The following is a 24208-nucleotide window of genomic DNA, read 5'->3' on the forward strand; positions in this document are numbered from 1 at the left end:
CCGTACAAGGTGTCTTCGCCGTCATATCCGAAGATGAGCCAAGTCGCGAAATTGGCGTGAATCACGTCGTTGCCGGTTCCGCCCATCACCCGTTCGACGCTGATCAGCGTGTCGGTGCCGATTTGGGCACTGGTCGCGGTCTTCGTTATGAGATTGATCGACAGCGCGGCGGACGTGGCGCTGTAGTCGATGGTATCGATGTCGGCGCCGCCGTCATACGTGTCTGCCACGCCGTCGGCATTGCCGATCAAGGTGTCGTTGCCAGTGCCGCCTTGAACCTGATCGGTGCCTGTACCCCCATCGAGAAAATCGTTGTCGCCGTCACCCAGAAGAGTGTCGTTCCCACCTAGTCCGAAAAGCTTGTCGTTGCCGACGCCGCCGGAAAGCCTGGTGTTTCCGGACCCACCGTACAAGGTGTCTTCGCCGTCATATCCGAAGATGAGCCAAGTCGCGAAATTGGCGTGAATCACGTCGTTGCCGGTTCCGCCCATCACCCGTTCGACGCTGATCAGCGTGTCGGTGCCGATTTGGGCACTGGTCGCGGTCTTCGTTATGAGATTGATCGACAGCGCGGCGGACGTGGCGCTGTAGTCGATGGTATCGATGTCGGCGCCGCCGTCATACGTGTCTGCCACGCCGTCGGCATTGCCGAGAAAGCTGTCGTTACCCGCGCCACCTTCCATCGTATCGCTGCCTGCACCGCCGTTGAAGGCGTCGTTGCCGCGCATGCCGTGGAGCTTGTTCGCGAGATTGTTGCCGATCAAATGGTCGTTGCCGTCGCCGGAGACGGCATTCTCCATCCCCGTGAACACCGTCGCCACACCGGCGATCGTGGAGTTGAAGCCGTTGCGCAGGTCGATGATGCTTTTGGTCGACACGGCCGCCGCGTCGACCCAGTCGATGCCGCCGTCGCCGTCGGTCACCGCGCTCGCGTGGCCGCCCTGGCCCGCGACGGAAGCGTATTCGTCGGTGTAATGGTAGGTGCTGTTGACCTGCGAAGCGGTGAGGGCCTCGTCGATGCCGTAAAATTTCACCGAAGAGCCGTTGACGGTTCCGGTGTTTCCCGCGACCTGATCGGTGACCCGAATGGTCCAGTTCCCCGTGGCATCTTCACCGCGGAACGCATTGGCGCCGAACGTCCATGAGAGCTGCGTTCCCAGATAGCTCGCGTCGCCCAATGCGCCGTTGAACAGTTCGACCGTGGTGCCTTGGGCCGAAACCAGTTCGATCAACAGATCGGAAAGATTGCTGTGGGTGACATCGATCGTGATGTCGACATATTCGATCTCGAAGGTCGGCGACAGCGCGCTTACGGAGAACTCGGTGGTACCAGCGTCGCCGATCGCGCCCGATCCGCCGACGAGACTGTAGGTGTGTTCGTTGGCGCTGGTCTGCGCCGGATCGAACAAAGTCCAGACCTCGGCCATGCGCACCGCATTGTAGGCGTCGATGGCACCGAAACCGTAGTCTTCGGAGAAATGAAGCCCGCCGCCATTCCAGTTCGTGGCGCCGTTGTAGAACCAGCCGTGTTCCTCGTCCAAGGTCTGGATGCCGCCGACGCCCGAACCGACGCTCTTGGCCGAATAGGCGAGGATGTTCTGGACGTCGCGCCAGCCGAGACCCTCGTTGGCCTCGAGCATCAAGGCTACGACGCCCGTTGCGATCGGCGTCGCGCCGGAGGTGCCGCCGAAGGTGTCGGTGTAATCGGAGGGATCGTAGCCGTCCGCGCCGATGAGATCGGTCGTGGCCAATCCCTCGGTGCCGCCGTTCGACGGGGAGGAAATGAGCAGATTGGCACCGTAGCTCGAATAATAGGATGCGTCGCCGGTGTCGTCATAGGCGCCGACCGTGACGGTGCATCGGGACGCCGCGCTTTCCTCGCCGTTGCAGTTGGCGTTGTCGTTGCCGGCCGCCTTCATTTCGATCGTGCCGAGCCCGCCGCGTCCGTCCGCCAGCGCCTCGAACCATTCGGCGACCAGCTCTGCATCCCCCGACAGGCTGTAGAAGACGGGGTAGTGTCCCCAGCTGTGGTTGATGACGTCGAAATTCTCCGACTGGTCGATCGCCTGCAGGAAGCCGGCGTAATTGTTGTTGATGTCGGCGGGACCGGAGAAGATGTTCACGCCGGTGATCGTCGAGCCGTAAGCGACGCCCACCGTGCCGACACCGTCGTTCTCCGCCGCGATCAGGCCGGCGACGGCCGTTCCGTGCGAATCGGAAGAGCTGGGCGGAAGCGGATCGAGGACCTGGCCGTCGACGACGACGTGCCGGCTGGGATCGTAATTGCCGTCGAGATCGTGATGGGTGTATTGGACGCCGTCGTCGTAGATGCCGACATGGACCCCCGCCCCGGTGTATTCGGCCCAGATCGCCTCGAGGTTTCCGAGCTTGCTCAGATGCCATTGGTCGTCTTGGGTGATGCCCTCGTCCTGCTCGACGGAAATGGTGTATTGGCCGCTCTGACCCTCGAACCACGCACCGGCGTCGATGTAATAAGTCCCGGCCGTCGTGGCAGTGAACGTCATCTCGGAATGATAATTGGCGCCATCGTCATTCTCCGTGGCGACGAGATTTCCCGCCGCATCGTAGAGCGAGACACGCGGATCGTAGAGAGGCGTCGCCCCGGTACCGTCCATCTCGAACGAGTAGGTTAGTCCGGCCGTCAGCGTGATGGCGATCCAATCGTGATCGCCCTCGACCTCCAACTGGTCCGTAAACGTCCCACCGACTGCCATCGAGGCCGTTGTCGAGCTGTCGCCTGCAATGTCTACCATCGTCCTGTCTCCATCTCGAGATGGTTGCGTTCAATCGGGTCGGCATTGGCGGGGCGGGTCCGAACTCGCGCCCCTGCTCGGGCGAAGACGTCATTGCGCCGCCGCCTCTCGGTCATGTCATGGTCTTGCGTCCGGTTTCAGTATCTGCACCGTCTCGACGCGCAGCGTCAGCCCCTGCATGCAAGTCGAAAACGGAACGATCTTGCCGGTGACGCGGATGTGGTGACCGACGGCAGCCCTCAGTTTCCCGGTGTCGGCCCCGACCAGGGAAAACTCGCGTCCGTCGTCCATGCGGATGCGAGGGCATTCGACGCCTTCGAGCACGACCCCCTCGCCCGAGACGGCGCCTGCGGCAACCAATAGAGCGGCTGTCGAGGCAATGATATATCCGGCGATACTCATATCAAACCTTCAAACTTCGAAGCAGTTCATACTGCTGGGCACAATATGTCTATAATACGACAAGATCATTATGAAATCGTCACTATATCGTTAGTTTTACACTTTAATCGCCCGAGAAAATCCGCATTTCAGCACCATGAACTTTTCGTAAGTTCAACCATATTCGGCCGAGCCCGTCAATCGGGCGTCCGCATCGATTCTCTCGCGTCGTCAAGCATCTGCCTCGGCCCGACTCCTTCGCTCGGCGGGCGCTGCCGCGACGAAGCAGGCAGCAGTTCATCTGCGATTACTTGCGTAACGCCACCGTGTCGAGACGAGCGGCACGCGCCCGGTGGAGCGGCCCGCGCAGGGCCGGCTGAAGCATGGGCGCCATGGCCATCGCCCTTGTGCTTCCCCTAGCGGCTGTTACACTGAGGTCGAAGCAATGAACGAGAGGCGCCCGGAACGCTGAAAGCTGCAGTTCCGCGCCGGAGAGATCGTGTGAGTGACCATGACGAAGCGGGGAGATATCGGCACCAGCCGCGCATAGCTCGTCAAAGTTTCGCCGTCGACGCCGAGAATCGGCGTGGCGGCGGGGCCGGTCGCGCGGAGCATCGCCAGAAGCCGTCCGGCGAGCCGGGCGGCAGCGCGACGCGCGGCCACGAGCCGGAGACGACGAAGCCCGAGGAGGAGGACGAGGCGCGGCTGACCAAGCGGCAGCGTCGGCGTCGCCGCAAGGGGCGGAAGAAGTCCGGCGCAGTTGCCGCAGCCCCAGCCCAGACGGAAACGTCCGGCCCTGCCGCGACGCCCCGCGGCGCCCGGAAATATCGGCGCGGGCGGCGCAGCGATTCGCCGGCCGGCGATGCACCGCCCCAGAACCGCCCGGAAGCGCCGGGGGTGGCCGGGAAGGCTGTATCCTACGCAGGGCAGAAATCGGCGCGAACGAGCCCTGCCGATCCGAAAGCCGAGGCGAGACGTGATGCCAATCCGGCGCCGGTCTATGCGGCGCTCGACCTCGGCACGAACAATTGCCGGCTGCTGATCGCGGTGCCGACGCGGCCGGGGCAATTCCGGGTGATCGACGCCTTCTCGCGCATCGTCCGGCTCGGCGAAGGGCTGGGGCGGACGGGAAGCCTGTCGCGCGGCGCGATGGACCGGGCCGCCGCCGCGCTCGCCGTCTGTGCCCAGAAGATCTCGGCCCGCGAGGTGGACCGTTCGTGGCTGATCGCCACCGAGGCCTGCCGGGCGGCGGCGAACGGCGCGGAGTTCATCGAGGAAGTCGCCGAGCGCACCGGCCTGTCCCTCGACATCGTCCCGCGCGAAACCGAGGCGCGGCTCGCCGTGTCCGGCTGCGGATCGCTGATCGACCGCAAGGCCCGCGGCGCCGTCCTGTTCGACATCGGCGGCGGCTCGACGGAGATCGCGCTCCTCGATCTCAGGGGGCCGTATACGCGGCGGCTGGCCAGCCGCATCGTCGCCTGGACCTCGCTGCCGGTCGGCGTCGTGACGCTTGCCGAACGCCATGGCGGGCGCAACGTCACGCCGGAAATCTTCGAGACCATGGTCGCCGAGACCGTGGCGATGATCGAAGCGTTCCCGGGGCGCGACAAGCTGGCCGATCTCGTCGGCACGGAGAATTTTCACCTCCTCGGGACCTCCGGCACGGTGACGACGCTCGCCGGCGTCCATCTCGGTCTCGAGCGCTACGACCGGCGCCAGGTCGACGGGCTCTGGCTCACGTCGGAGGAGTCCGACGCCCTCGTCCAAAAGATCGCCGGCTGGAGCTTCGAGGCGCGGGTCGCCAATCCCTGCATCGGCTCGGACCGGGCGGACCTCGTGCTGGCCGGCTGCGCGATCTTCGAGGCGATCCGCCGGGTCTGGCCGGCGCCGTCGCTGCGCGTCGCCGATCGCGGCCTGCGGGAGGGCATCCTGACCGAAATGATGGTCGCCGACGGGGTCTGGCGCCGGCGCGACGGAAGGCGGGCGAGCTGATGGCCGGACGTGGCGACGATCGCGGCATGACCGTGCGCGTGAAGAAGAAGCGGGGAGTGAAGGCCTCGTCGCGCCGCTGGCTCGAGAGGCAGCTCAACGACCCGTATGTCCGCCGGGCCAAGGCCGACGGCTACCGCTCGCGCGCCGCCTACAAGATGATCGAGATCGACGACCGCTACAGGCTCTTGAAGCCCGGCCAGGCGGTGGTCGATCTCGGCGCCGCCCCCGGCGGCTGGACGCAGGTCGCCGTCGACCGGGTGAAGTCGACGAGCGAGGCGGTCGCCGTGGTCGGCATCGACTATCTCGCCGTCGAGCCGGTGGCCGGCGCGACCATCCTGGAAATGGACTTTCTCGACGACGCCGCGCCGGAGCGGCTGATCGAGACGCTCGGCCGGGCCCCCGACATCGTCCTGTCCGACATGGCGGCACCGACCACCGGGCACCGGCGCACCGATCACATCAGGACCATGCATCTGTGCGAGGTGGCCGCCGACTTCGCGATCCGCACCCTTCGGCCCGGTGGACATTTCCTCGCCAAGACCTTCCAGGGCGGCACCGAGAACGACCTCCTGACGCTGCTGAAGCAGAATTTCGCCTCAGTCCATCACGTCAAACCGCCGGCCTCGCGCGACGGCTCGGTGGAACTCTACATCCTCGCCAAGGGCTTCAAGGGCCGAGACGGGGCGCGTGAGGCGCCGGCCGAGATCGCCGCCGAGGAAGACGACGAGGCCGGTCCGCTCGGCTGACGTCCACCGCTGTCGAGGAGGGCGCTTGCCGTCCCGTGGCCCGCGTCGGTCGCCGGAGGGCCGTGCCGGAGCGCTATTCGGCGGCGACGCGCCGGCCGGCGACCTCGTCGCCGGCATTGGCCGGAAGGGCGAGGAAGGCGAAGACCGAGGCCGCCGTCACCACGCCCACCACGGCAAAGGCGAGGGTGAAGTCGGAAAGGCCGACGGTTTCGCTGCCGGCGAACACCATGCCCGCTTCCAGCACGCCGCCCGCCAGCGCGACGCCCATCGCCACCGAAACCTGCTGGATCGCCGCGATCATCGCGGTCGCATCGCCCGATTCCCGGTTCGAGACGTCGGCGAAGGCGAGGGTGTTGATCGAGGTGAAGAACAACGAGCGGAAGAAGCCGCCGACGAGCAGTGCGAGAAGCACGAGGACGATGGCGGTGTCTGGCCGGAAGATCCCGATCAGGGCCGTCATGCCGCCGCCGATCAGCGCCGTCGCGACGAGGGTCGCCCGGAAGCCGAAGCGATTGAGGATCGGCTTGGCGAGGAACTTCATCATCATCGCGCCGCCGATCGACAGGCAGGTCGTCAGACCGGACTGCAACGGCGTGTAGCCGAAGCCGAGCTGCAGCATCAAAGGCAGGAGGAAGGGGACGGCGCCCGAACCGATCCGGAAGATCGAACCGCCGACGATCGCCGCCCGCAGCGTCGGAACCTTCAAGAGGTTGAGCCGAAGCAGCGGATCGGCCGCGTGCCGCGCGTGCAGAACGAAGAAGACGCCTGCGACGAGCCCCGCCGCGGCCATGGCGACGCCGACGATCGGCGGCAGTGCCGGCAGCGAGACGACGGAGAGCCCGAAGACAAGACCGGCGCAGGCGAAGCCCGAGAGCAGGAAGCCGGGAATGTCGAAGCGCATCGACGGCAGCGTTTCGATCCAGGGCAGATAGCGGCCGGCGAGATAGATGCCGGCGATGCCGATCGGCAGATTGATGAGGAATATCCAGCGCCAGTCCGCATAGGTGGCGATGGCACCGCCGATCGGAGGGCCGAGCAGCGGGCCGATCAGCGCCGGAATGGTGAACCAGGCCATGGCGTCGACGAGATCGGACTTCGGAACCGCACGCACGAGCAGGAGCCGGCCGACCGGCGTCATCATCGCTCCCCCCATCCCCTGCAGGAATCGCGCGGCGACGAAGCCTTCCAGCGAATTGACGGTGGCGCAGGCGAGCGATCCAGCCATGAACACGCCGATCGCGACACGGAAGATCAGCCGGGCGCCGAAGCGGTCGGCCATGCGCCCGGAGATCGGAATGAAGATCGCCAGCGCGACATAGTAGCTGGTCAGAGCGAGCTTCAGGGCGATCGGGCTGGTCCCGATGTCCGCGGCGATGACCGGCAGCGAGGTCGCGATGACGGTCGAGTCCATGTTCTCCATGAACAGCGCGACGGCAAGAACAATCGGGACGATGCGTTTCACGCGCTCAAGGCCTGTGCGGATCGCTCGACGCCGGTTCCCGCCATGGCCGGGCCGGAGGGAGCGGTCGCTCGCGCGTGCGGTCGGGATCGGCCGCCGAAGGAGCTGCGAGCGGGTTGGCTGCGGGGCGGGGTCCGCCACCTCGTCGAGGTCGAAGACGTGCTGTTCTCATGGACCCGGGAGCCCGTGATCGTCAACCGCCGAGAAGCGCGCTCCCGATGCAGGCGGCGCGCGGGATTCTGCGGATCGATCTCGTCGTCATAGGGAGCGCCCGTGTCGTGGAGGGGCCCCCGAAGCAGCCTCCGGCCCGGCCCGAGGGCCGAGCCGCGCCGCGCCTCGAACGGCGTCGCCGCGCTTCTGACGGATGCGGTCGACGCGGCGCGTTCTTTCGGCTTGGTTGCGTCCCTGCGCGTTACAGCCGGTCGAGATGCAGAGAGTCGCAAGGAGAGCAGAGATGAGCCCCATCCCCGATGCCACGCCTGGCCCGAGCCGGCGCCGCGCCCTAAAACTTTTCCTGACCGCAGGCGGCATCCTCGCGGCACTGCGCGGCGGACGGTCCGGTCCGGCCCGGGCCGGCGAGACCCTCCGCGACGCCGCCGTCGAAAATTCCATCGAAAAGGCCAACGTCATGACATCAGGCTGGCAGCGCTTCGCCCTCGGCGAGGCGCGCATCACCACGATCCTCGACGGCGCCCGCCACGGCGACGGACCCCACCCCACCTTCGGCGCCGACCGCAGCCAGGAGGAGATGGCGGCGCTGCTGCGGGCGAATTTCCTGCCCGAAACGCGCTACGTCAACGGCTACACGCCGGTCCTCGTCGAGCTCGACGACAATCTGATCCTGTTCGACACCGGCTTCGGCGAGAGCGGCAAGGAGAACGGCTACGGCAAGCTGGTCGAGCGCATGGCGGCGGCCGGATACGGCCCGGAAGCGGTCACCATCGTCGTCCTCACCCATCTTCACCCCGATCACGTTCTCGGACTGATGACCGGCGGCAGGCCGACCTTTCCCAACGCCCGCTACGCCACCGGCGCACGCGAGTTCGAATGGTGGACCTCCGAGGAGGCGAAGAACGGCGAAAAGGCCGGCATGGCGAAGACGGTCGAGAATTTCGTCGTGCCGCTCGAGGACCGGATGACCTTCCTGAAGGACGGCGACGGCGTCGTTTCCGGCATCACCGCCCTCGACGCCCCCGGCCATACGCCGGGCCACATGGTGTTCGAACTGAATTCGGCAGGCCAACGGATGATGCTGACGGCCGACACCGCCAACCATTTCGTCGCCTCGCTGCAGAAGCCCGACTGGAAGGTCGGCTTCGACATGGACCCGGACATGGCGATCGCAACGCGCAAGCGCGTCTTCGACCGCATTGCCGCCGAGCGCATTCCGTTCATCGGCTATCACATGCCGTTTCCGGCGGTCGGCTACGCGGAAAAGCTGCCGGAGGGCGGCTACCGCTTCGTGCCGGAGACCTACCAACTGGCGATCGCCAACGAAGACGGCTGAGCGCAGACGTGCCGGTCGAGCGCCGCTCTTCCGTCGAAGAGCGCCGGTGGCTCATGCGTGGGGGCCGGTCAACCTGCAGGCTTGCCGGCCGTGTCCGCCTCCGCCTTGGCCGGCAGCGCCCTGATCCAGGCGACGATGCGGGCGGCGAGGTCGTCCGTCGTCTTCGGCGAGATGATGTCGCCGGCGAGCGTGTGGCTGGATGCGTCGCCGGTCACCGGCACGTCGACGACCTGATGGGGGCCCGGCCAGTTTGCGACGAAGCGCTCCGTCGCGGCGGGGGAGACGACCTCGTCTTGCTGCGAGTAGAACACCAGCAGCGGCAGTGCCCGGACGGCGGAGAAGTCGGCCTTCCGCACCGCCCGGACGAGCGCTGCCATCGGCGCCAGCGCGCCGATCGGGTAGCGCGTCGTCCAGTGCTGCGCCTGCTCTTCGTTGACGGGCTCGAACCCGTAGGTCTCTCCGCCGAGAACCGGCAGGATGTCCCGGGCGAAGGGCAGGTCGAGGAGAAACGCCCAGCGGCCGTGGACGGCGAAGTTCGGCGAGATCAGCACGATGCCCTCGGCGTCGTCCATCACGCCGGGGATCGTCGTGCCGAGCGCCGCCAGCGTGCCGCCGGTCGAGGAGGCGACCACCACGACCTTCGAGCCGATGTCGCGGCCGATCGCCATGGCTTCGGCGAGATCGTTCACCCAGTCGTTGACGCTCGTCTGCTCCATCGCCGCGGCGTCGCGGCCGTGTCCGGTGAGCCGTGTGTAGAAGAGATTGGCATGAAGCGCCCTGGCGACCTCGTCTGCGAGCGGCCGCGTCTCCGCCTTGTCGGCGGAAAAGCCATGGACGTAGACGATCGAAAGCGGGGTCTTCGCCCGCGAGGCGGGATAGGCCCAGACGATCTCCTTCGCCGACTGCGGCCGGAGATTGGGGATGTCGGCCTCCTGCCGCGCGAGATAGGCGTCGGGATCGCTGCCGATCGCGGCCGGATCGAAACGGAGGCCGAGATCCACCGGTTCGCGCGGGCCGAACAGCCAGAGCCCCGCAAGCACGATCGCAATCAGGAGAACGAGGGCGAGGACGATACGAAGGATCAAGAGTTCAGTCCGCTTGGCATGCCGAGGGGCAAGCCATAGCGCGTCTGAAGGGGAGGCGAAACCACCCGCGCTCCCGTGGCGACGCCACTCCTTTCGGCGCGACGCGTATCGGCCGCAGGATCATGGCGAGGGGGCAATCGTCCGCGCGATCAGATCGGCCACCATCAGATCGAGATGGGCGCCGCCGCCGTTCTTGAAGACGGTGATCGCCTCCCGGCCGCTGCGTCCCGCACGGCCCGCGACAAGATCGTGGAAATCGCCGCGAATGTCGGCCTCGGTGACGATGCCGCGATCGAGCGGATCCTGGATTTCACCGATATGGCCGATCGTCGTCTTGCGCGAATCGACGAAGACCTCGCCGCGGGTCAGAACCGCGTCGTCGGCCTCTCGCATCTGCAGCGTATAGGCGCCGATGAGGTCGACGTGGGTGCCGGGCTTCAGCCACGCGCCCTCGAGGAACGGTTCGCTCGCCATTGTCGCGGTCGCAACGACGTGCGCCTCCCGGGCGGCCGCTTCGAGGTCGACGGCGACGCAGACCGTCACATCGAGATCGTCAAGCGAGGCGACGAGCTTTTCCGCTCTCGCGGTCGTCCGGTTCCAGACGAAGATGACTTCGAGCGAGGGGAACGTCGCCGCATAGCCCTCGACGAGATTGGCCGCCACCGTTCCGGCGCCGCAGACGAGCAGCGTCTTCGGTTCGCGATTGGCGAGCAACTTCGCGCCGAGGAGCGAGTCGCCGACCGTCTTCCATTTGGTGACGAGGCCGCCGTCGACGACGGCGCTCGGCGCGCCGGTTTCGGGATCGAAGAGGAGGACGCTGCCCTGCACCGAGGGGCGCGGCGGATCGGCGCGCGGATTGTCCGGAAAGACGGTGACGGATTTCAGCGCGAAGCCGAGTCCGTCGATGAAGGCCGCACGGTTCAACAGCTTGTTCTTGCCGCTGTCGATGAGGAGATCGCCGATCTGCGGCGCCGGCCGGCGATGCCCCGCCTCGATCGCCTCGACCACCGCCTGCCAGGTCAAGAGCCGGTCGGCCTCGTCGAAGCCGATGATTTTCATGGCAGCGCCCGCAAGGGTTCGAGAACGGATTCGATCGCCGGCGTCTCGACGTCGCGGATGGCATAGGGGCGGAAGCCGTGTTTCTGGTAGAGCGCCAGCGCCGCCGGATGGTCGAGGGTGTTGGTTTCGATCGTCACCCGTTTCGGCCCGGTGGAGAAGGCAGCAAAGATCGCCCGCGACAGCATGACGTGGGCAAGGCCGAGGCCGCGGAACTCCGGCAGGATGCCGAAATGGACGATGCGCACCTCGTCGACCTGCCGGCGGATGTCGAGCTCGAACCAGCCGGCTCTCCGGCCCTCGACGCTCATCACGAAAATCCGGGTGTCGCGGTCGTGGATCTCGCGCCGCAGTCTTTCGTCCGACATCAGCCGCGACGTCCAGTGATGGGCCGAACCGACGCGGCGATAGAGCGTGCGATATTCGGCGAGCGCCATCTTCTTCGCCTCGAAGACCGCGACGGCTCCGACATTCGTGGGGACGGGAACGAGGGCGTTTGGGCGCGACTTCATCTCGAGGCTGGTCACGCGGGTTCGAATGAGGCGCATGGGAATCAGGACTTCGCCGGACGGCCGGTCTCGACCGGGGTGTCGCCGGCCGAACCCCATTCGGTCCACGATCCGTCGTAAAGGCGGGATGCGTGGTTGCCGACGCTCTCGAGCGCGAGGTTGATCACCGCCGCGGTGACGCCCGAGCCGCAACTCGTCACCACCGGACGCTCCGGATCGATCCCCGCCTCGGCAAAGGCCTGGCGCAGGCCTTCGGGCGACTTCAGCCGGCCGTTTTCCACGAGTTGCAGGAACGGCAGGCTGCAGGCCCCCGGCATGTGCCCGGCCCGCACCCCCTCGCGCGGCTCCGGCGCCTCGCCGGCAAAGCGCTCGGCCGGCCGCGCGTCGGCGATCTGGACCGAGCCGGCCGAGACGATCTCCCGCATCTGCGGCAGCAACACCGCCGCCGAGGCGTCGAAGCTTGGCGCGAAGGATGCCGGGGCGGGCCTCGGCACCTCCGCCTCGATCGGAAGCCCCGCCGCCTGCCAGGCCGGGAAGCCGCCGTCGAGAACGCGCACGTCCTTCGCCCCGAAGATCCGGAACATCCACCAGGCGCGGGGAGCCGAGAACAGGCCCATGCCGTCATAGACGACGATCGTATCGGCGTCGGCGATGCCGAGCGCGCCGACCTTTGCGGCGAAGACCTCGGGCGAGGGGAGCGTGTGCGGCAGGCTCGACGCCGGATCGACGATCGCGTCCTGATCGAAGAACACCGCACCCGGCACGTGACCGGCCTCGTATTCGGCCCTGGCGAAGCGCTTTTGCGCCGGCAGATACCAGGAGGCATCGACGATCGAAACGCCGTCGCGGCCGACGACGGCCGCGAGATCTTCAGGCGAGATGAGGAAGGGGTTCTGTGTCATGGCCTCTGGAATAGTATGGACAGTTCGCGATCCGTCAGGAAGCTGCGTTTACCTGCGCTGATCAAAAAAAAGAATCTCGCCAGTGCTGAGAATCCAAGTTTGCGAGGTCGACTTGGCCGGCTCATATGAGGCGTAACTAGGCAATCAGATTGTCTCGCCAATGGACGCTTTGATTGCGTTGCATTCTCAGCCAGCATTGGTACCGTAGACCTTGAGGTGGTTGTGATGTTCGACGAATCGAAAGCTCCCGACGAAGCCAAGCTCGAATATACCGGCGGCAGACTGGTCGCCAATTCCAGCGCTGTTGCTCTGGCGGCAGGGGCGGCCGCCACTGCCGCGACGGGCATTCTCAGCGCGGGAGTGGTGGCGACGCTCGCAGGCGGTTTGATCGGATATCTTCTTCTCAATCGAATTCCGAAGACGGGACGAACGGGTAGCGTCGGAGAGGATGAACAAATATAGCTCGATCCCATTAGCTTTATCGGTCCTGTATTTTTTGTTCTTTTATTTTTCGACCATTCGGGTCGCGATTCGGGAACCGCATATCTCGCCGACGTTCTGGACCTCTTTAACGCCTGCGCGATCATCGGCTTGTTCATCTTGTTGGCTCGGCACGAGAAATCGGATTCGAAGACGTTTGGTGACGAAATCCGAGCCAACATGTCGACGCTCCTGATCGCACTCCTCATCAATTTTCTGCTCTCGGCGACGAACGTGTTCAAGCAGATTTCCGAGCTGTTTTGAGCGTTGATCTCACGTTTGTAGGCGAATCGACGACTCTTACGAGGAGGCTCGCCCCGGCATCTCCCCGAACCGGATCCGGAACCGGCGGTTCTCGCGGCCCTTCTTCTCGATCTTGCCGATGTGGATCTCGCCGACCTCCTGGGTCTCCGAAACGTGGGTGCCGCCGCAGGGCTGGGTGTCGACGGCGCCGTCCTCGCCGATCGAGACGAGCCGGATTCGGCCCGAGCCGCGCGGCGGCCGGACGTTGGCGGATTTGACCAGGCCCGGATTGGCATCCAGTTCTTCGTCGGTGATCCAGCGGGTGAACACCGGATGATTGGCCGAGACGATCGCCATCATCTTCGCGGTCACCTCGGCCTTGTCGGGGGACGCGTCGGTGAGGTCGAAATCGACCCGGCTCTCCTCTTCGCCGACCGACGCGCCGGTGATCGGGTGGGGCAGCACCACCGAGAGGATGTGGCAGGCCGTGTGCATGCGCATCAGGCGGTAGCGACGCTTCCAGTCGATGTGGAGGACCACCGCCTCGCCGACCTGCAGCGCCGGCGCGCCCTCGGCCGGCAGATGGACGACGGCATCCTTGGTCTCGCCGGTGATGGTGCCGGCGATCGCGACGAGGGAGCCGTCTTCCCGCTCGAAATGCCCGGTGTCGCCGGGCTGGCCGCCGGAGGTTGCGTAGAAGACCGTCCGGTCGAGGAGGATGCCGCCATCCTCGCGCAAGCCGACGACCTTCGCCTCGACCGTCGAGAGATAGGCGTCGTCGCGGAACAGGAGGTCGGTCATCCGGCCGGCTCGAACGGGATGTCGAACTCGGGCTTTTTCTCGATCCAGCCCGGCACCGGCAGGTTCTTCTCGCGCAGGAAGGCCGGATTGAACATCTTCGACTGGTAGCGGTTGCCGTAATCGCAGAGGACCGTCACGATGGTGTGGCCGGGGCCGAGATCCCTCGCCATGCGGATGGCGCCCGCGATGTTAATGCCCGAGGAGCCGCCGAGGCAGAGGCCTTCTTCCTCGACGAGGGCGAAGACGATCTTCAGTGCCTCCGCGTCGGGGATCTGGTAGGCGAAATCCGGCGTCAGCCCATCGAGATTGGCGGTGATGCGGCCCTGGCCGATGCCCTCGGTGATCGAGGAGCCTTCCGACTTCAGTTCGCCGTTGGTGTAATACTCGTAGAGCGCCGCGCCCATCGGATCGGCGAGGCCGATCTTGACGCGGCCGGAATGGCGCTTCAGCCCCATCGCCGTGCCGGCCAGCGTGCCGCCGGTGCCGACGGCGCAGATGAAGCCGTCGATCTCGCCGCCGGTCTGGTGCCAGATCTCCTCCGCGGTGGTGACGACGTGGCCCTCGCGGTTGGCGGTATTGTCGAACTGGTTGGCCCAGATCGCCCCTTGCGGGTGGCTCTTCGCCAGCTGCGCGGCGAGGCGGCCGGAGAGCTTCACGTAGTTGTTCGGGTTCTTGTAGGGAACCGCCGGCACCTCGATCAGCTCGGCGCCCATCAGCCGGAGCGCGTCCTTCTTCTCCTGGCTCTGGGTCTCGGGGATGACGATGACCGTCTGGTAGCCGAGCGCCTTGGCGACGAGGGACAGGCCGATGCCGGTATTGCCCGCCGTGCCCTCGACGATCAGCCCGCCCGGGGCGAGCAGTTCCTTCTCCTCCGCGTCGCGGATGATGAACAGGCCGGCGCGATCCTTCACCGACTGCCCGGGATTGAGGAATTCGGCCTTGCCGTAGATCTCGCAGCCGGTCTCCTCCGAGGCCCGGGCAAGCCGGATCAGCGGCGTGTTGCCGATGGCGTCGAGAACGGAGTTGAGGCGCAGGGTCATCGTTTTGGGAGTGCCTTGGGTGTGAATGGGTCGAGCGCAAATTATGAGGGGTGAGGGGGGATGGCAAGGACGGCGAGCATGCGGTCGCCGCCGCGCCGGGCCGTTCAGGCTGCGGCGCCGGCGAAGGTCCGCCGCCGCTGGGAGGGAAGGATCGCCAGGAGCGTGAAGCCCCTGAGGCCGAGGAAGATCTCGAAGGCGAGCCACAGCCCCTGATTGCCGAAGCGCGAGGTCAGGCCGTAGCCGAGCGCGACGAAGACGGCGAGGGATACCACCATCATGTCCCGCATCGCGCGCGACCACGTCGCGCCGATGAATATGCCGTCCATGACGAAGGCGAGGGCGCCGACGAGCGGCGTCGCCGCCGCGAAGGCGAGGAACGCCCGCGCCGAGGCCCGCACCGCCGGATCCGTCGTCAGGAAATCGATCAGCATGTCGCCGAGAAGGAAGACGACCACCGCGAGGCCGAGGCCGACGCCGACGCCCCAGAGGCAGGTCAGGCTGACGGTGCGGTCGAAGGCCGGTCGCCGGCGCGCCCCGACGGCTATTCCGGCGAGCTGCTCGCTCGCCGTCGCGACACCGTCGAGGAAATACGATCCCGTCGAAAACAGGTGCATCAGCAGTCCGTTCGCCGCCAGCGTCACCGGGCCGAAGGTCGCGCTCAGCCGGGTGAAGAGGAGGAAGCCGGCGAGCAGGCAGAAGGAACGGATCATGATGTCGCGGTTGACGCCGAGCATCTGGCGAAAGCCGGCCCGCTCGAAGATCTCCCCCGGACGCGGCAGGCGGCCGGAGCGAAGGCTCGCGACCGCGACGAGCCCGGCGGCGCACCCTGCCGCCTCGCCGCAGACCGTGCCGAAGGCGACGCCGGGAATGCCCCAGCCGAAGACCATGCCGAAGAGGATGGAGAGCGCGATGTTGGTGCCGTTGAGGACGATCTGCAGCATCAAGGCGAGGCCGCTGCGGCCGCGGCCGAGGACCGAGCCGAGAATGGCGTAGTTCAGGAATGCGAAGGGCGCCGAGAACATCCGCACGAAGACGTAGGTCGACGCGGCTTCGGCGACGGCCGGCCCGGGGGCGATGGCGACGAGCCCGGCGGCCATGACGAGCGGCTCGCAAAGGATGAGCGCGACGCCGATGCCGACGGACAGGACCGCCGCCCGCAGGAAGACGGCCTCGGTCTCGCGCGGGCGCCCGGCCCCGACGGCCTGGGCGGTGAGGCCGGTGGTTCCCGCCCTGAGGAAATTGCAGACGGCGAACACGAAGTCGAAGATCAGCGCTCCGACGACGAGACCGCCGAGCATCTCGGCGTCGCCGACCCGGCCGATCACCGCGATGTCTGTCATGCCGAGAAGCGGCGTCGTGAGGAAGGCGAGGGTCATCGGCAGGGTGATGGCGAGGACCCGGCGGTGGGTCACCTCGAAGCTCTCCTGCCCCACGTCACCGTCCGGATCGGGCTGCAAAGTCGTCACCCTCGTTCCCACCTCTCCTCGCGCCGGTCGCCGGTCGGGCTGGCGACGGTTCTCGTCCGCTGCTCCCGATGCCCGCTCGGTAGCGGAGTGGCAGCCCGGCCGATTCGGCACAAGTTGGTGATGGGGCGAATTGCCGACTCCTTGGCTGGCGTTCCGCCTTCCTATCTATGCAGCGCAATGGCCGTTTCGTTCATCCACCACCCCGCCTTCGATGCGAATTTCGATCCCCGCCACCGCTTTCCGATGTCGAAATTCAGCCGTCTGGCCGAAATCCTCGTCGAGGACGGCGTGGTCGGCCCGGCCGGCTATCACGTTCCGGCGCCGGCGCTGCCGGGATGGCTGCGGCTCGCCCACGATCCGCGCTATGTCGATCAGGTGCTGTTTGCCGCGGTGCCGTCGGCGACCGAAAAGGCGATCGGTTTCAGGGTCGACGAGAAGGTGGCGATGCGCTCGCGCTGCGCCACGGGCGGCACGGTGCTCGCCGCGCGTCTCGCCCTCGCCGAGGGGCTCGCCTGCAACACGGCCGGCGGCAGCCACCACGCCGGCCGCGAGGCGGGCGCGGGCTTCTCGGTCTTCAACGACGTCGCCGTCGCCGCCTGCGTCCTTCTCGCCGACGGCGATGCCGCGCGGATTCTCGTCGTCGACTGCGACGTCCATCAAGGGGACGGCACCGCGAGGATCTTTGCCGCAGAGCCCCGGGTCTTCACCCTGTCGATCCATGCAGAGCGAAACTACCCGGCCGAAAAGGCCCGCTCCGATCTCGACGTCGGCCTTCCCGACGGGCTCGGCGACGAGGCCTATCTTGCAGCGCTGGGCGAAGCCCTCGACGCCAGTTTCGTGAGTTCGCGGCCGGACCTCGTCTTCTACAACGCCGGCGTCGATCCCCATCGCGACGACCGGCTCGGGCGGCTTTCTCTCACCGACACGGGCCTTGCCGAGCGCGACCGCCGGGTGATCGGCTTCTTCCGGGAACGCGGCGTCGCCGTCGCGGCGGTGATCGGCGGTGGCTATTCGCGCGACATCGAGGCGCTCGCCCGCCGCCACAGCATCCTGCACCGGGTGGCAAAGGAATTTGCCTGATCCGGCACGATGCCACGTCGGATCGTCGGCACGGCGTCGCCGCGAATGCGCGACGCGATGACGCATGTGGCGAGCGGGGGCCTGCCCGGCGGTGACGCTTTTCCGCGCCCGACCGGTTGTCTGCATGGCTGCAGCAAACTAGCTTCACCGTCAGAGGTTTCGATCCTCGGGAGGTCACGTGTGTGGTCGAAGGCTGGACGGCTGTTTCTACTCGTCGCGGGCACCGCGATGGCCATGGCGTTGCGGCGCAGGCGGCCCGTCGACGACGACCGGGCGGAAAGGCACCCGCATTTGGACGCGACGGCAAGGAGCCGGGCGAACGACCAGGCCGGTTCCGATGCGCTGGCGGCGGGAGCAGAACGCCTTGCCGGGCGGCCCGCAAGAGCCGTCCCGGCCGAGGAACCTTCTTCTCATGAACGGCATCCTTCGGGGACAACGAGCAGCGACGACGGGACAGCGACCATGAGCGCAGACGATGCCAAGACCACCGAGAGCCCGGCCGAGCTCGATACGGACCACCCGCTCGTGGCGTCCCGCGAGTGCAGCGAACGGCTGAAGGGCAGGCAGGACGCCCTGCCGACCCACCGGATCGCCGACCCGCTCGAGGAAAAGCACAGGGCGGGGGCCTTCGACCGCGACTTTCGCACCCTCGACTATTCCAAGCTGTCGGATGACGAGGCCGCCCGCGAACGCGAGCGGCAGCGCCGGCAGCGCGAGCATTCGTCCTGGCACCCCGCGACCGCACCGGAACGGCGGCCGGAGGCGGCACCGGTGCAGCAGGCGCAGTTCGCGACCTTCGGCGGCAGCATGGTTTCGGCACAGGTGGTGCGCGGGCGCAGCGACGAACGCGTTCCCGACATGATGCCGACGCTCGCGCCGGGCACCGAACCGGCCCCGCCCGCGCCCGAAAGGCCGCGGACGATCCATGCCGAACGCCGGGCGAAGCTCGCCTTTTCCCATCCGGACGGGCCGACGCCGGCGAAGGACCAGAGGCGGCTGCCGCCGGATCCCTTGGCCGAAAAGCACAAGGCCGAAAAGTTCGACCGCGATTTCCGCACCCTCGACTATCGCCACCTCGGCAAGAAGACGGAGAAGCCCCGGGGCGGACCCAGGATCGAACCCGACGGCATCCTCGACAAGGAAAGCCTCGTCGCCGACCCCGCGCCCGCCGCCGAGCCGGTCGATCCCGATCCGGGCTCGGGCGCCTTTTCCACTCCAGGCGCGCAGGCGCCGCTTGCGACCATCGCGCAGGACGGCGGCGTGGGAACCTCGTCCGCCGACGCTCCGCCGATCGGAGCGAGCGCACCGCACGGCCTGCCGGCACCGCGGCGCGGCAATCCCGACGACCTCACCTCGATCCAGGGTATCGGCACCGCGATCGAAAGGCTGCTCTTCGAGCGCGGCCTTTATCATTTCGATCAGATCGCCGGCCTGACGCCGCCGGAAGTCGTCTGGCTCGAACAGGAACTCGGCTTTCCCGGGCGGATCGGCGAAGAGCGCTGGATCGAACAGGCGCGCCGGCTGATCGAGGGTTGAGGCAGACCGGCCCGATGGTATCGACCGACCCGGGCCCGGTCCGGTCTTAGCGGTCCGAGATATCGGCGGTTGTGGCGAGGCGTCGCCTGCTTTGGAAGCGCCCCGTCTCCTCGACGGGTTCGGACGAGCCCCGCGACGTCGCCGGGCGAGGGCGCCGAAGCGCCTGCCGGGCAGGGTGCGTCTCGACTTGCGACGTCGAGTCGGGGCCCCCTAAGACAGCGCCATGCGTTGCCAAAAGCCGCTTTCGAGGGCTCTGGGCGGTCGCAAGGCGGCGTCTTCGATGGCTCGCGCCGTGGCGCTGTGCAATGGGAACGATGGAAAGCCAGGGCGATCGCTTGAAGGCAAGTGCCATCGGTGACGCTTCGATCTCCCCCGCAAGGGGGGAGATCAGGCCAACCGCCAGCCTGGGCCCGGCTTCGAGCGATTGCTCTGGAGTGGAAAGCCGCCCGCCATTGTGGCGGCCTCCGGTCTCAGCTGACGATGCGGATGCGCTTCACGCGTTCGGCGATGTCGGCAAAGACGGCCTGCAACTGGCTTGCAGAGTTCACCGAATAGTAATGTGCGCCGTCCGTCGCACATTCGCTCAACAACGTCTCGTTCCCGTCGATCAGGCGGATCGTATAGAGCTCGAGCGCCGTCGCGTCGGTGTTCTTCATCGCCTTGGCGCTCGCGCAGGCCAGCTTGGTGCGGGCGTTGACCTCCGGCGACTCGTCGTGGCCGTTGCCGTTCCAGCGATTGATCGTGTTGGTGCCGTCGGTCAGAACGATCATGATCTTGTGGGCGTTTTCGTCGGCATTGGCGCCGGTCATCGGGGCGGTGGCCGTCAGCACTTCCATTCCCCACTGGACGCCGATGGTCACGTTGGTGCCGCCGATCGGCTGCATGTTCGACACCGCCGTGCGGATCCGGTCGAGATCCGAGGTCAGCGGCTGCACCGGCTGCAGGTCATTGCTCGTGCAGCTGGCGTCCCGCGGGTAGAGCGTGTCGATGTTGCTTGGATTCTGCGCGTCCGGCAGGGTGTCGTATGGCTGGGCGCGGTCGATCACGCAGCCCGACCATACGCCCGACACCTTGGTGTTGCCGGACGATCGGTTGTAGATGGTGCTGGTCGTTTTCGTACACCACTTATAGGTCCAGTCGCTGCAGTAATTGGTGTCTCGCTGGACGGTGATCTGGTCGCCCCATCCGCTCCAGGCCCGATAGACATAAGCGACGTAGCTGCGGGCGCTGTTCGAATAGCCGAGTTTGAAAACGCCTTGCGTGCCCGGGACGAAGCCGGCCGTGGAGGGGCCGCAGTAGCTGCGGTCGGCCGACGGCACATAGCTGCAGTCGACGGCCGTCGCGACCATCGTCATGTCGACATTTGCGAGCTTGACCTGGTTGTTGAACGGCACCATGCCCACCTGGACCTCGTCCATGTCCTTGAACTGGTCGAGGAAGAGGTTCACCGACTTCTTCAGCTCGACCATCTTGTTCGAGTCGCCCATCGAACCGGTCGTGTCGAGAACGAGGGCGATGTCGAGCGGGATGTCGGAATACTGCGAGACCGACGTGACCACCATGTTCAATTCGTCGAGGTGCATCAGGCCGAGGAATGCCGTCGGGTAGGTCAGCTTGGCCGTGTAGACGAACTGTCTGTCCTGGTGGGACAGATCGCGCGACGTGACGTCGATGTCGTCTTTGACGTTGGCGTTGAACAGCATGTCGGCGCGGCGCTTGCGTTCGGTCTCGTCGTCACCGGTATATTTCGCCGCGGCCAGGACGGCGGCGTCGGCGGCGCTCTGCACCATGGACTTTTCGCGCAACGCGTTCGAGTAGTCGACCGCCCCGCCCATGCAGACGATGAGCGGAAGCGCGGCAAGCCCGGTTATGATGCCGAAGTTGCCGCGCTGGCCGGCGAAAAACCGATCGAAGACCGGCCGGATGCAAAACCTGCCTTTCGCGGCACCCCATCTGATCAGCGGCATCGCCGTCGCTCCAATGCAAACCTTCGCCGTCACTGCGGAAGCTTTCGCAGAGAAAGTTTAAGATTCGATCGTCGAAGAGACTAAATTTTATGGTCGATCCCGCTCGCAGGGCGACGGGAGCGAGAGGACGACGCACTCATCGGTCGCGTGCGCCGGGCACCACACCACGTTCGGCGCGGAAACCATCTTCATCGGGGCGAGGCTGCAACCTCGCCCTGCTCGAGAAGCGGGTCATCTGTGGGGACAATGGGCGCCGGTGGCGGCCCAGGCCTCGTAGAGTTCGCCGAACTGCTTCTGGGTGCCCGGCACGGGTTCGCGGCCCTTGCCCGGATGCCAGCCCCAGCCGACCAGATCGTCGCTCGCCATGTGCTCGACGAGTTCGGCGAGCGTCTTGCCGCCGTTGCGATCCTGGTCCTTGATCTGCCGGCAGATGTCCCCGAGCGTGCGGCCCTGCCAGGCCATCTCGATCGGGGCGAGATGCCAGTCGGGATTGCCGGGGATCGACTTGATGTCCTCGCTCTGGGCGACGACGGGGACGTTCTTCGGACCGTGGCAGGTGTTGCACATCATGCCCGGGACGCCGAAATCGGCCTCGCCGCGCTGGACCGGCGGCTGGTGCAGATGCATGTCCATGCCCTGCAGCGGCCGGTCGCCGGCAGGATGGCAGTTGACGCAACGCGGATGCAGGAGAACCTTGCCGGTCTCCTGGAAGATGGCGATCGAACGCTCCGTCTCGTCCGCGATGCCGTCGAATGCCGAGACGGGCTTCAACGTCTTCTGGTCGTTCTGGTCCGACGCCGGCAGGGCGGGTGTCGAGGGCGCCGGCGCCTCGGGCGCGCGATCCTGGGCGAGGGCTGCCGTCGGCAGAGCGAACCCCGCGGCGATGACGAGCGCTCGGACGAGCCTTGTTGCGTTAGTCATTGTGATCCTGATCTCGTCCCCTCGCATCGCTCTTCCGTCCGGCCGAGCGGCCGGACCGTGACGGCGGCGCGCGGGTGCCCCGCCGCACGCCGAAGCATCTTTCTCAGGCGACCAGCCCGCTGGTCAGCGGCAGCCTCTGCACCGGCCGGCCGGTCAGCCGTCGCCAGGCATTGGCGACGGCCGGGCCGATCGGCGGAACGCCCGGTTCGCCGACGCCGGTCGGCGCTTCGTTCGACTGGATGATCGCCACCTCGACCTCGGGCATCTCGTTGATCCGCAGCGAGCGATAGTCGTTGAAGTTCGACTGCCGGACCGCCCCGCCGTCTCCGAGATCGATCGAGTCGAACAGGATCGCCCCGAGGCCGTAGCCGATGCCGCCTTCCATCTGGGCGTGGATGATGTTCGGATTGACCGCGACGCCGCAATCGACCGCGCACCAGACCTTGTGGACTTTCGGCAGGCCGCCGTCGCCGAGCGAGACCTCGGCGATCTCCGCGACATGGGTGTCGAAGCTCTTGTGGACGGCGACGCCGCGCTGCCGGCCTTCGGCGAGCGGCGCTCCCCAGTCGGCGATCTCGGCGACCTTCTTCAGGACGCCGATATGGCGCGGCGAATCCTTCAGCAGCGCCAGCCGTCCCTCGACGGGATCCTTGCCGGCCTGTTCGAGCAGCCGGTCGAGGAAGGTCTCGACCGCGAAGGCCGTGTGCGTGTGGCCGACCGAGCGCCACCACAAGACGGGCACGCCGAGCTTCGGCTGATGGGCGACGACCCGCAGATTGTCGATGGCGTAGGGCATGTCGGCCGTGCCCTCGACGGTGGTCTCGTCGAGCTCGTCCTTGTTCATGATCGACTGGCCGACGATGGTGTGGTCCCAGCCGGCGATGTTGCCGTCCTTGTCTACGGCACCGCGGATCGAGTGGACGTAGATCGGCCGGTAGAAGCCGCCGCGAATGTCGTCCTCGCGGGTCCACATGTGCTTGACCGGGCGCTTCATGCCGGAGGCTTTGAACACCGCCGCCGCCTCGCGCATGTAGGGGGAGCCGAACTGCGCCCGGCGGCCGAAGGAGCCGCCGGCGAGCTGGACGTTGATCCTCACCTTCGAAGGGTCGACGCCGCAAATCTCGGCGATCGCCGCCTTGTCCTGGCCGGGAAACTGCGAGCCGTTGTAGCAGTCGATCGAGCCGTCTTCCCGTTGCATCAGGACGGCATCGAGCGGCTCCATCGGCGCGTGGGCGAGGAAGGGGAAGACGATCTCCGTATCCATCGAGGTGATGCCCTCGGCGGTCAGCGCTTGGCTGACGTCGCCGCGATTGGCCGCCTCGAAGGAATCGCCCTTCATCGCCGCCCGGTAATCCTCGTAGATCTGCCCGCTCGAGCGGGTCTCGGCCTTGGAAAGGTCCCACTCGATCCTGAGCGCCGCCCGGCCCTTCAGCGCGGCGAAGGTGTTTTCGGCATAGACCGCGATGCCCTGCGGCACCTGCTTGACGTCGACGACGCCGGGCACGCGCCGCGCCTCGCCGTCGTCGAAGCTCTTCACCGTGGCGCCGAAATGGGCCGAATGGGCGACCATCGCGATCAGCATGTCGTCGGCGAGGACGTCGAGGGTGAAGATCGCCTTGCCGGTGGTCTTCTCGTCGGTGTCGAGCTTGTGCCGGTCCTTGCCGATCAGCACGAAATCCTTGGGATCCTTCAGCTGGACCTCGGCGGGCGCCTCCATCCGCGCGGCCTTTTCGGCGAAGTCGCCGAAGCCGGCGTTCTTGCCGGAGCCTTGATGACGGATCCGGCCCTTCTCCACGGTGATCTCGCCCGCCGGAACGCCCCATTCCTCCGCCGCGGCGGCGACCAGCATCGCCTTCGCCGTGGCGCCGGCCTTGCGCAGCTGCTCGTAGGAGTTGGCGATCGAAGTCGAGCCGCCGGTGCCCTGCATGCCGAAGGCGAGATTCTTGTAGACGTCGTCGTCGGCCGGAGCGGCGGCGACGCGCATCTGCGCCCAGTCGGCGTCGAGCTCTTCGGCGACGATCGTCGTCAGGCCGGTATAGGGGCCCTGACCCATTTCGAGATGCTTGGAAAGAACCGTCACCGTGCCGTCGGGTGCGACGCGCACGAAGGCGTTGAGGTCGGTCTGCTGGCCGGGAGCACCCTGCGGCACGCCTTGCAGAAGGGCGGCGCCGGCCTGCCGGCCGACCAGCGTCAGCCCGATGACGAGGCCTGTCCCGGCGAGGAAGGCACGGCGGGACGGGCGGATGGTGTCGAGGTCCATGGC

At 66.8% G+C, this 24208-nt stretch carries 19 protein-coding genes; 6 read left to right on the forward strand and 13 right to left on the reverse strand.

All coding sequences use genetic code 11. The annotated features are described in order from the left end of the window. Positions 1-2774, reverse strand: a 2774-nt coding sequence (locus tag LZD57_RS16260; RefSeq protein WP_338034710.1) for a S8 family serine peptidase, incomplete at its 3' end; no start/stop codon positions are given. 117 nt (positions 2775-2891) lie between these two features. Further along, positions 2892-3176 (reverse strand): DUF5818 domain-containing protein, encoded by a 285-nt coding sequence (locus LZD57_RS16265; protein WP_233720536.1) that lies wholly within the window; start codon positions 3174-3176, stop codon positions 2892-2894. Positions 3177-3656: 480 nt separating this feature from the next. On the opposite strand from LZD57_RS16265, the gene LZD57_RS16270 reads away from it, so the two are divergent. Further along, a complete protein-coding gene (locus tag LZD57_RS16270; RefSeq protein WP_233720537.1) occupies positions 3657-5147 on the forward strand; it encodes a Ppx/GppA phosphatase family protein in 1491 nt (496 codons plus the stop codon). Continuing rightward, on the forward strand, positions 5147-5893 hold the full coding sequence (locus tag LZD57_RS16275; protein ID WP_233720538.1) for an RlmE family RNA methyltransferase: 747 nt from the start codon (positions 5147-5149) through the stop codon (positions 5891-5893). Before LZD57_RS16270 ends, LZD57_RS16275 begins: the two co-directional genes overlap by 1 nt. A gap of 73 nt (positions 5894-5966) precedes the next feature. On the opposite strand, the gene LZD57_RS16280 is transcribed toward LZD57_RS16275, so the two are convergent. Beyond that, complete coding sequence (locus LZD57_RS16280) at positions 5967-7355, reverse strand: MFS transporter (protein ID WP_233720539.1); 1389 nt, start codon at positions 7353-7355, stop codon at positions 5967-5969. A 451-nt stretch (positions 7356-7806) separates the two neighbouring features. Between LZD57_RS16280 and LZD57_RS16285 the strand changes: the two genes are divergently transcribed. Further along, positions 7807-8859: an MBL fold metallo-hydrolase gene (locus tag LZD57_RS16285; RefSeq protein ID WP_233720540.1), complete on the forward strand. Its 1053-nt coding sequence runs from the start codon at positions 7807-7809 to the stop codon at positions 8857-8859. A 68-nt stretch (positions 8860-8927) separates the two neighbouring features. On the opposite strand, the gene LZD57_RS16290 is transcribed toward LZD57_RS16285, so the two are convergent. The 4 genes from LZD57_RS16290 to sseA all read right to left on the reverse strand — a co-directional run bounded on the left by LZD57_RS16290 (position 8928) and on the right by sseA (position 12411). Beyond that, a complete protein-coding gene (locus LZD57_RS16290; protein ID WP_233720541.1) occupies positions 8928-9944 on the reverse strand; it encodes an alpha/beta hydrolase in 1017 nt (338 codons plus the stop codon). Positions 9945-10064: 120 nt separating this feature from the next. Beyond that, positions 10065-11003: an ornithine cyclodeaminase family protein gene (locus LZD57_RS16295; RefSeq protein ID WP_233720542.1), complete on the reverse strand. Its 939-nt coding sequence runs from the start codon at positions 11001-11003 to the stop codon at positions 10065-10067. Then, positions 11000-11548, reverse strand: coding sequence for a GNAT family N-acetyltransferase (locus tag LZD57_RS16300; protein WP_233720543.1), 549 nt, complete (start codon positions 11546-11548; stop codon positions 11000-11002). Before LZD57_RS16300 ends, LZD57_RS16295 begins: the two co-directional genes overlap by 4 nt. A 5-nt stretch (positions 11549-11553) precedes the next feature. After that, positions 11554-12411 carry a 3-mercaptopyruvate sulfurtransferase gene (gene sseA / locus LZD57_RS16305; RefSeq protein WP_233720544.1) on the reverse strand — a complete coding sequence of 286 codons (858 nt, stop codon included), beginning with the start codon at positions 12409-12411 and terminating at the stop codon, positions 11554-11556. A gap of 225 nt (positions 12412-12636) precedes the next feature. Here sseA and LZD57_RS16310 point away from each other — a divergent pair, with 225 nt between their 5' ends. Further along, positions 12637-12873, forward strand: coding sequence for a hypothetical protein (locus tag LZD57_RS16310; protein ID WP_233720545.1), 237 nt, complete (start codon positions 12637-12639; stop codon positions 12871-12873). Positions 12874-13191: 318 nt separating this feature from the next. Here LZD57_RS16310 and LZD57_RS16315 read toward each other — a convergent pair whose 3' ends face one another. The 3 genes from LZD57_RS16315 to LZD57_RS16325 form a co-directional block, all read right to left on the reverse strand. After that, on the reverse strand, positions 13192-13935 hold the full coding sequence (locus tag LZD57_RS16315) for an alanyl-tRNA editing protein (protein ID WP_233720546.1): 744 nt from the start codon (positions 13933-13935) through the stop codon (positions 13192-13194). Next, the gene (locus tag LZD57_RS16320; RefSeq protein ID WP_233720547.1) at positions 13932-14975 is read right to left on the reverse strand and encodes a cysteine synthase A; all 1044 of its coding nucleotides are present in this window, start codon (positions 14973-14975) and stop codon (positions 13932-13934) included. The genes LZD57_RS16315 and LZD57_RS16320 overlap by 4 nt, the downstream gene beginning before the upstream one ends. Before the next feature lie 104 nt (positions 14976-15079). Next, positions 15080-16441, reverse strand: coding sequence for an MATE family efflux transporter (locus LZD57_RS16325; RefSeq protein WP_420844827.1), 1362 nt, complete (start codon positions 16439-16441; stop codon positions 15080-15082). A 177-nt stretch (positions 16442-16618) separates the two neighbouring features. Between LZD57_RS16325 and LZD57_RS16330 the strand changes: the two genes are divergently transcribed. Both LZD57_RS16330 and LZD57_RS16335 read left to right on the forward strand, forming a co-directional pair. Continuing rightward, positions 16619-17521 (forward strand): histone deacetylase family protein, encoded by a 903-nt coding sequence (locus LZD57_RS16330; RefSeq protein WP_233720548.1) that lies wholly within the window; start codon positions 16619-16621, stop codon positions 17519-17521. Between the two features lie 462 nt (positions 17522-17983). Then, a complete protein-coding gene (locus LZD57_RS16335) occupies positions 17984-19057 on the forward strand; it encodes a hypothetical protein (RefSeq protein WP_233720549.1) in 1074 nt (357 codons plus the stop codon). Positions 19058-19527: 470 nt separating this feature from the next. On the opposite strand, the gene LZD57_RS16340 is transcribed toward LZD57_RS16335, so the two are convergent. The 3 genes from LZD57_RS16340 to LZD57_RS16350 all read right to left on the reverse strand — a co-directional run bounded on the left by LZD57_RS16340 (position 19528) and on the right by LZD57_RS16350 (position 24205). Next, positions 19528-21024, reverse strand: coding sequence for a pilus assembly protein TadG-related protein (locus LZD57_RS16340; RefSeq protein ID WP_233720550.1), 1497 nt, complete (start codon positions 21022-21024; stop codon positions 19528-19530). A gap of 231 nt (positions 21025-21255) precedes the next feature. Then, positions 21256-21945 carry an Isoquinoline 1-oxidoreductase subunit gene (locus LZD57_RS16345; RefSeq protein ID WP_233720551.1) on the reverse strand — a complete coding sequence of 230 codons (690 nt, stop codon included), beginning with the start codon at positions 21943-21945 and terminating at the stop codon, positions 21256-21258. Positions 21946-22048: 103 nt separating this feature from the next. Next, on the reverse strand, positions 22049-24205 hold the full coding sequence (locus LZD57_RS16350; protein ID WP_233720552.1) for a xanthine dehydrogenase family protein molybdopterin-binding subunit: 2157 nt from the start codon (positions 24203-24205) through the stop codon (positions 22049-22051). Positions 24206-24208 lie beyond the last annotated feature (3 nt).

The organism is Jiella avicenniae (assembly GCF_021390325.1).
GTDB classification, from domain to species: Bacteria; Pseudomonadota; Alphaproteobacteria; order Rhizobiales; family Rhizobiaceae; genus Jiella; species Jiella avicenniae.